The 6759-nt window shown below is 69.2% G+C and carries 8 protein-coding genes; 4 read left to right on the forward strand and 4 right to left on the reverse strand.

The genetic code is table 11. The features are described from left to right. The first annotated feature begins 261 nt into the window (after positions 1–261). Positions 262–981, forward strand: a complete 720-nt coding sequence (locus ACFDTC_RS16835) for a metallophosphoesterase family protein (RefSeq protein ID WP_375260036.1) — start codon at positions 262–264, stop codon at positions 979–981. Here the strand turns inward: ACFDTC_RS16835 and ACFDTC_RS16840 are convergent. Beyond that, positions 928–2679 (reverse strand): SulP family inorganic anion transporter, encoded by a 1752-nt coding sequence (locus tag ACFDTC_RS16840; RefSeq protein WP_375260037.1) that lies wholly within the window; start codon positions 2677–2679, stop codon positions 928–930. The two genes, ACFDTC_RS16835 and ACFDTC_RS16840, sit on opposite strands and share 54 nt — an antisense overlap. Positions 2680–2814: 135 nt before the next feature. Continuing rightward, on the reverse strand, positions 2815–3810 hold the full coding sequence (locus ACFDTC_RS16845; protein WP_375260038.1) for a zinc ABC transporter substrate-binding protein: 996 nt from the start codon (positions 3808–3810) through the stop codon (positions 2815–2817). Between the two features lie 70 nt (positions 3811–3880). Between ACFDTC_RS16845 and ACFDTC_RS16850 the strand changes: the two genes are divergently transcribed. Genes ACFDTC_RS16850 through ACFDTC_RS16860 form a run of 3 tightly spaced genes read left to right on the forward strand, consistent with a single transcriptional unit; the run spans position 3881 to position 5942 of the window. After that, complete coding sequence (locus ACFDTC_RS16850; RefSeq protein WP_375260041.1) at positions 3881–4363, forward strand: Fur family transcriptional regulator; 483 nt, start codon at positions 3881–3883, stop codon at positions 4361–4363. Then, positions 4360–5151 (forward strand): ATP-binding cassette domain-containing protein, encoded by a 792-nt coding sequence (locus ACFDTC_RS16855; protein WP_375260039.1) that lies wholly within the window; start codon positions 4360–4362, stop codon positions 5149–5151. Before ACFDTC_RS16850 ends, ACFDTC_RS16855 begins: the two co-directional genes overlap by 4 nt. Next, a complete protein-coding gene (locus tag ACFDTC_RS16860; protein ID WP_375260040.1) occupies positions 5151–5942 on the forward strand; it encodes a metal ABC transporter permease in 792 nt (263 codons plus the stop codon). The genes ACFDTC_RS16855 and ACFDTC_RS16860 overlap by 1 nt, the downstream gene beginning before the upstream one ends. 63 nt (positions 5943–6005) lie before the next feature. On the opposite strand, the gene rpmE is transcribed toward ACFDTC_RS16860, so the two are convergent. Together rpmE and rplS are read right to left on the reverse strand one after the other, a co-directional pair. Further along, on the reverse strand, positions 6006–6227 hold the full coding sequence (gene rpmE / locus ACFDTC_RS16865) for a 50S ribosomal protein L31 (RefSeq protein ID WP_089878403.1): 222 nt from the start codon (positions 6225–6227) through the stop codon (positions 6006–6008). Positions 6228–6239: 12 nt separating this feature from the next. Continuing rightward, positions 6240–6623, reverse strand: a complete 384-nt coding sequence (rplS, locus tag ACFDTC_RS16870; protein ID WP_089878399.1) for a 50S ribosomal protein L19 — start codon at positions 6621–6623, stop codon at positions 6240–6242. Positions 6624–6759 lie beyond the last annotated feature (136 nt).

The following is a 6759-nucleotide window of genomic DNA, read 5'->3' on the forward strand; positions in this document are numbered from 1 at the left end:
CGCATCCCGCGCGATCCCGCACCCGTTGATCCCGCCACCGATCACGAAAAGGTCGTCGGCTTGGCGGGCGGCGCCGCCGCCGCTGGTCGTCTGCGTCTTCTCTGCCATGGCCCATCCTCCTGGCTTCGATGATCAAATCATAACATGATCGATGCGCGCAATTGAAAGGTTCAGCTTCGTTTCTGTTCGATTTGCCGCCTCGCGATGCGCTTTTCGTCATTGCGGTTGCAGATGCGGCAGCGGCGGCACACCTTTCGGTCCATGACGCAGCCCCTTTTCGCATTCGGCGACATCCATGGTCAGCGCGCGGCTCTCGACACCGCGCTCGACCGCCTCGGGTCGGACCCCGAAGCCGCACCGATCGTCTTCGTCGGTGATTACATAGACCGCGGACCCGATTCGGCAGGGGTCGTCGCACGGCTGATGGCCGCTCAGGCCGCCGGCGCGCCTTGGATCTGCCTTCAGGGCAACCACGACACCTTCCTGCCCGAATTTCTGGCAGGCCCGGAACCGGATGCCGAGCATCTATGGATCGGCCTGCGCTGGATGGGCGAGGGCGTCGGCGGGCGGCAGACGCTGGAATCCTACGGAGTCGACGCCGACCCGCGCCGGCCGGTCTCGGCGCTGCTCGAGGATGCGCGCGCAGCGGTGCCCCCGGACCACGCCGAGTGGCTGCGCGGCCTGCCGCGGATTCATGTCACCGACGACCACGTGTTCGTGCATGCCGGCATCCGCCCGCGCGTGCCGCTGGATGCGCAGGACCCCGAGGACCTGATCTGGATCCGCGATGCGTTCCTGACCGACCCGACCGATCACGGGCGCCTCGTCGTGCACGGCCATACGCCCGGCCAACGGGTCGAGCTGTTCCCCAACCGGCTGAACCTGGACGGCGGCGCGGGCTACGGCCGCCCGCTCGAACCGGTGCGCCTACTCGGCCGCGCGGTCACCGTGATCGGCCGCGACGGCGATCGACCGCTTTAGCGTGCGCCAGGCGTCGTATTGCGCCAAGAACACCTCGCCCGTGAGGTCGTCCAGGAAATCCGTCCGCTTCAGCCGGTCCATCACCGGGCCCTTCACCTCGGACAGGTGCAGGACCAGACCCATGTCCCGCAGGCGCCGGTTCAGTTCTTCGAGCGTTTCCAGCGCGCTCATGTCGATCTCGTTCACCGCGGCGCAGTGCAGGACCACGTGGCGCAGGGCCGGATCCCGCGTCACGCGGTCTAGGATGTAGTCCTCGAGGAAACGGGCATTGGCGAAATACAGGCTTTCGTCGATCCGCAGGGTGACGATCTGGGGCATCGTCTCGACGTCGTGGCGGTGGATGTTGCGGAAGTGCTGCGTCCCGGGCACCAGCCCCTCTTCGGCGATGTGGGGGCGCGACGTCTTGTAGAGGTGCAGCGCGATCGACAACAGCACACCGGCCGAGACGCCGACCTCGACCCCGAAAGCCAGAGTCAGCACGATCGTGCCGGCAACGGCGGCGAAGTCGACGCGCGAATAGCCCCAAGCGCGGCGCAGGATCGACAGGTCGACGAGGCCAAGCACCGCGACGATGATCGTCGCGGCCAGCGTCGCCTGCGGCAGGAAGTACAGCAGCGGTGTCAAGGCGAGCGCGGCGACGAGGATGCCAATGGCGGTGAACGCGCCCGCGGCGGGCGTCTCGGCCCCGGCGTCGAAGTTGACGACCGAGCGGGCGAAGCCGCCGGTGACGGGGAAGCCGCCCGACACCGACGCCGCGATATTCGCGGAGCCGAGGCCGATAAGCTCCTGATCGGGGCGGATGCGCTGGCGCCGCTTGGCCGCCAGCGTCTGCGCGACCGAGACGGATTCGACGAAGCCGATGATCGAGATCAGCAGCGCGGACAGGAACAGCTGCCCCCACAGACTTGGGTCGAGGCTGGGGATTCCCATCGGCGGCAGGCCGGTCGGCACGGTGCCCACGATGCGCACCCCGGCGTCCTGCAGGGACAGCGCCCAGGTGACCAGCGTGGTCGCCGCCACGGCGAGGACCGGGCCGGCCTTGGTCACGATGTCCGCCGCGCGGGGCGACAGGCCGAGGCGGCGCAGAAGGGGCTTCAGCCCACGCCGCACCCAGAACAGGAACGCGAGCGCGGAGATGCCAAGCACGACCGTCGGCAGGTTGATGCCGCCGAGATGCGCGCCGAGGCTGCCCACCAACATCACCAGCGTGTGGCCATGCGCCTCAATCCCGAGGATGTGCTTGAGCTGGCTGGCGGCGATCAGGATGCCCGACGCGGTGATGAATCCGGCGATAACCGGGTGGCTGAGGAAATTCGCCAGCGCGCCCAGACGCAGCACGCCCATCGCGGTCAGGATCAGGCCCGACATCAGCGCCAGCGCACCGGCCGCCAGCGCGATCTGCGCCGGATCGTCCAGGCCTAGCGTCCCGATCGCCGCCGCGGTCATCAGCGACACGACCGCCACGGGCCCCACGGCCAGCGTGCGTGAGGTGCCGAAGATCGCGTAGGCCACCAGCGGCAGGATCGAGGCGTACAGCCCCATCTCCGGCGGCAGGCCCGCCAGCAGCGCGTAGGCCAGCGACTGGGGGATCAGCATGATCGTGACGATCACCGCCGCCAGCAGGTCCGCCCCCGCCATGCGCCGGTCATAGGCGCGTCCCCATTCGAGGATGGGCAGGTAGCGGGCGAGGGGCTGCATGGCGTGTCCTAGCAATCGGTCATCGCGCAGGTGGCGCCACCCCTACATATTCCGATTTTTGAATAATACAAGCGCGGCGGTTGCGCCCTTGGGCCAGGGGCGACGCGGCCAGACACCGCGCCGCCCATGCTTTCGTCAGCCGCAGCGGGCGAATGCAGAGGCCGCCGCGCGCAGAAGATCTGCGTAGAAGCCCGGCCCGGGCTCGATGTCGGCGCCCAGCGGGTCCAAGATCATGGTCTCGACATCGACGCCTTCGAACACCGCGGCGATGAGGTCCGGATCGTATTGCGGCTCGGCCACGGCGCAGGTGATGTCCCTGTCGCGGATCACGTCGCGGATTTCGGCCAGACGCGCGGCGCTGGGGCTGGCGTTGTCGGCCAGAGCCAGCGCGCCCGCAGCCTGCAGGTCGAAGCGCGCCTCGAAATACTGGAACGCGTCGTGGAAAACCACGAAGCGCAGATCCTCGGCATCGGCAAGCTGGGCGGCGATCTCCGCTTCGACCTCGGCGATCGCGGCCTGTGCGGTGTCGGCGTTGGCGCGGTAGGTCTCGGCGTTCGCGGGGTCCTGTTCCGCCAACGTCTCGGCGATGGCGTCGAGCCAGATGATCGCGTTGCGGGGGTCCAGCCACGCATGCGGGTCGGCGCCCGAGTGATCGTGCCCGTGGTCGTGATCCTCGTGCGCATGCGCGTCGTGGCCGTGGTCGTCGGCGCCGTGCGCGTCGTCGTCATGCGTGTCGCCATGATCGTCTTCACCATGCGCGTCGCCGAACAGCGCGTTCTCGCGGAAGGCCAGGATGGTGGTCCCCGGCACGTCGATCAGCGGCAGGCTGACCGCGTCCGCCGCAAGGCTTTCGATGCTCGACGCGACCGACGGCGTCAGGGCCTCGCCGATCCAGACCACCACGTCGGCGTCGTCCAGGGCGCCTGCCTCGGACGGACGCATCGAATGGCCGTGCGGGTCCGCGCCGCTGGGCAACAGCAGGTCGGGCTCGCCCACGCCCTCCATCACCTGAAGGACCAGCGCATGCACCGGCGTGATGTCGGTCACGACGCGCGGTACGTCCGCGCGCGCCGGCAGGCCAAGGGTGGCGCAGGCGGCGAGCATGGCGCAGAAAGGGGTGAGGCGGGTCATGGACAGTCGCTCCGAATGTGATTATATAACATTACATCTTCCTAGAGGACCAAAGATGACCGCGCAACCCATGCCGAGCACCGGATTTGCACGCCACGATCACGGCACCTGCATCGAGGACAGCCTTGCCGCGGCCGAGGCCGCCTGCGCGCAGGCCCGCTTGCAGCTGACGCCCGTGCGCCGCCGCGTGCTCGAGATCCTGCTCGAGGCGCATCGCGCCATGGGCGCCTACGACATCCTCGAAAGACTGCGCGCCGAGGGGCTGGGCTCGCAGCCGCCGGTCGCCTACCGCGCGCTGGATTTCCTCACCGCCAACGGCTTCGCCCACCGGATCGAGCGCCTGAACGCCTTCATCGCCTGCGCCGGGCTTGAGGCCGGGCATGCGCCCGCCTTCCTGATCTGCCGCGCCTGCAACCGCGTGGCCGAGGCCGAGATTCCACCCGACGCGGGCGAGTTGGGGCGCGCCGCCGACCGCGCGGGCTTCGTCATCGAACGCACGGTGCGCGAGGCGACCGGCTTGTGCCCCGCCTGCGTCGAGGCAGAGCCCGCATGAGCGCGCTGATCGAGACCCACGGCCTGACCCTGCGCTACGGCGACCAGACCGTTCTGCGCGACGTCGATTTCGCCATCCAGCCCGCAGAGATCGTCACCGTCGTCGGACCGAACGGATCGGGCAAGTCGTCGCTGATGCGCGCGTTGATCGGCGGGCTGAAGCCGGCGTCGGGGCGCGTGACGCGGGCGCGGGGGCTGCGCGTCGGCTACGTGCCGCAAAAGCTGGTGCTGGACCGCACGCTGCCGATCACGGTGCGGCGCTTCCTGTCCCTGCCCCGCCGCGTCAGCGACGACGCGGCGCGTGCGGCGCTGGCCCGCGCGGGCGCGGCCGGAACCGGACAGCAGCAGCTTGCCACCCTGTCGGGCGGGCAGTTCCAGCGCGTGCTGCTGGCGCGCGCGCTGCTCGACCGTCCGCAACTTCTGATTCTGGACGAGGCGACCGCGGGCCTGGACCAGCCCGGCGCGGCCGCGTTCTATCGCCTGATCGAGGACGTCCGGCGCGAGACCGGCTGTGCGGTGCTGATGGTCAGTCACGACTTGCACGTTGTGATGAGCGCATCCGACCGCGTGATCTGCCTCAACGGCCATGTCTGCTGCGAGGGCACGCCCCAGGTCGTGTCCGAGGCGCCGGTCTATCGCGCGCTCTTCGGCGAGGGCACGCGCGGGGCGCTGGCGCTGTACCGCCACCACCACGATCACCACCACCACGGGCACGGGCATGCGCGCGAGCATCCGCCTGCGGGTGCGGCGCCGGACGACCACGCCCACCCGGAACGGACGGACGCCTGATGCTGGACGATTTCCTGATCCGGGCCGCCTTGGCGGGCATCGGCGCAGCACTGGCTGCGGCACCGCTGGGCTGCTTCGTCGTGTGGCGGCGCATGGCCTATTTCGGCGACGCCACCGCGCATGCCGCGATCCTGGGCGTCGCGCTGGCGCTGGCGCTCTCGATAAGCGTCTTCGCCGGGGCGCTCGCCGTCGCGCTGGTGATGGGCCTCGCGGTCTCGACCCTGTCGGCGCGGGACCACGCGGTCGACACGCTGCTGGGCGTGATGGCGCACTCAGCGCTGGCTTTCGGGCTGGTCGCGGCCAGCTTCCTGACGAACGTCCGGATCGACCTGATGGCCTACCTTTTCGGAGACATCCTGGCCGTCTCGCACACCGACCTGGCCGTGATCTGGGGCGGCGCGGCGCTGGTGCTGGCGCTCGTCGCGTGGCGCTGGCAGGCGATGCTGACCGCCACGCTGAACCCCGAGCTTGCGCGCGCCGCGGGCATCGATCCCAGGCGAGAGCAGCTGGTCCTGACGTTGGCACTGGCGCTGGTCGTCGCAGTGGCGATCAAGGTTGTGGGTGCGCTGCTGATCACGGCGCTTCTGATCATCCCGGCCGCATCGGCCCGCCCCTTCGCCCGCACGCCCGAGGCAATGGCCCTGCTGGCCGTGGGCGTCGGCATTGCGGCGGCCCTGGCGGGCTTGGGCGCATCGCTCAACTTCGACACGCCAGCGGGACCCAGCATCGTCGCGGCCGCAGCCGTGGGCTTTGCGCTGTCGACGGCGATCACGGCCTTCCGCCGCAACTAGACGCGAACGCAAAACGCCGCCCCGAGGGGCGGCGTTTGGTATCGGTCGACCGGAAGGCGGGCTTCAGAAGCCGAGGCCCTCGTACTTCTTCTTGAAGCGCGAGACGCGGCCGCCCTGGTCCATCAGGCGCGAGCTGCCGCCGGTCCAGGCCGGGTGCACGGTCGGGTCGATGTCCAGCGTCAGGGTGTCGCCTTCCTTGCCCCACGTGGTGCGGGTCTGGAATTCGGTCCCGTCGGTCATCTTGACCGTGACGGTGTGATAGTTCGGGTGGATGTCCTTTTTCATGCCAAAGGCTCCTTACGACTCGGCGCTTGCGCGCGGCTTGTAGGTGTTGTCCTCGGCGATACGGGCCGACTTGCCCCGGCGCGCGCGCAGGTAGTACAGCTTGGCGCGGCGGACGCGGCCGCGGCGGACCACCTCGATGTGTTCGATGTTCGTCGAGTACAGCGGGAACACACGCTCCACGCCCTCGCCGAACGAGATCTTGCGGACGGTGAACGATCCGGCGATGCCCTCGCCGTTCTTGCGGCTGATGCAAACGCCTTCGTAGTTCTGCACACGGGTGCGCGTGCCTTCGGTCACCTTGTAGCCGACGCGGATGGTGTCGCCGGCCTTGAAGTCGGGGATCGTCTTCCCCAGCGAGGCGATCTGTTCTGCCTCGATCTGTGCGATCAGGTTCATCTGACCATCTCCTAACTGCTCGCGGTTGGTCCGCGAAGGTTTGCCTTGTCCCAGAGCTCCGGGTCGTTGGCCGGGTCCGCAGATGCGCCCGCCGGAGAGTTCGAACCGCGTTTCCTTGCCGATCCGCCCGCGGCCC

The sequence above is a fragment of the Citreimonas sp. genome, from assembly GCF_042096055.1.
Taxonomy (GTDB): Bacteria; Pseudomonadota; Alphaproteobacteria; order Rhodobacterales; family Rhodobacteraceae; genus Citreimonas.

Excerpts from the sequence above, each read along its gene's own strand:
- ACFDTC_RS16835 (WP_375260036.1), top strand. The coding sequence starts at position 262 with ATGACGCAGCCCCTTTTCGCATTCGGCGACATCCATGGTCAGCGCGCG.
- ACFDTC_RS16840 (WP_375260037.1), bottom strand. The coding sequence starts at position 2,679 with ATGCAGCCCCTCGCCCGCTACCTGCCCATCCTCGAATGGGGACGCGCC.
- ACFDTC_RS16845 (WP_375260038.1), bottom strand. The coding sequence starts at position 3,810 with ATGACCCGCCTCACCCCTTTCTGCGCCATGCTCGCCGCCTGCGCCACC.
- ACFDTC_RS16850 (WP_375260041.1), top strand. The coding sequence starts at position 3,881 with ATGCCGAGCACCGGATTTGCACGCCACGATCACGGCACCTGCATCGAG.
- ACFDTC_RS16855 (WP_375260039.1), top strand. The coding sequence starts at position 4,360 with ATGAGCGCGCTGATCGAGACCCACGGCCTGACCCTGCGCTACGGCGAC.
- ACFDTC_RS16860 (WP_375260040.1), top strand. The coding sequence starts at position 5,151 with ATGCTGGACGATTTCCTGATCCGGGCCGCCTTGGCGGGCATCGGCGCA.
- rpmE (WP_089878403.1), bottom strand. The coding sequence starts at position 6,227 with ATGAAAAAGGACATCCACCCGAACTATCACACCGTCACGGTCAAGATG.
- rplS (WP_089878399.1), bottom strand. The coding sequence starts at position 6,623 with ATGAACCTGATCGCACAGATCGAGGCAGAACAGATCGCCTCGCTGGGG.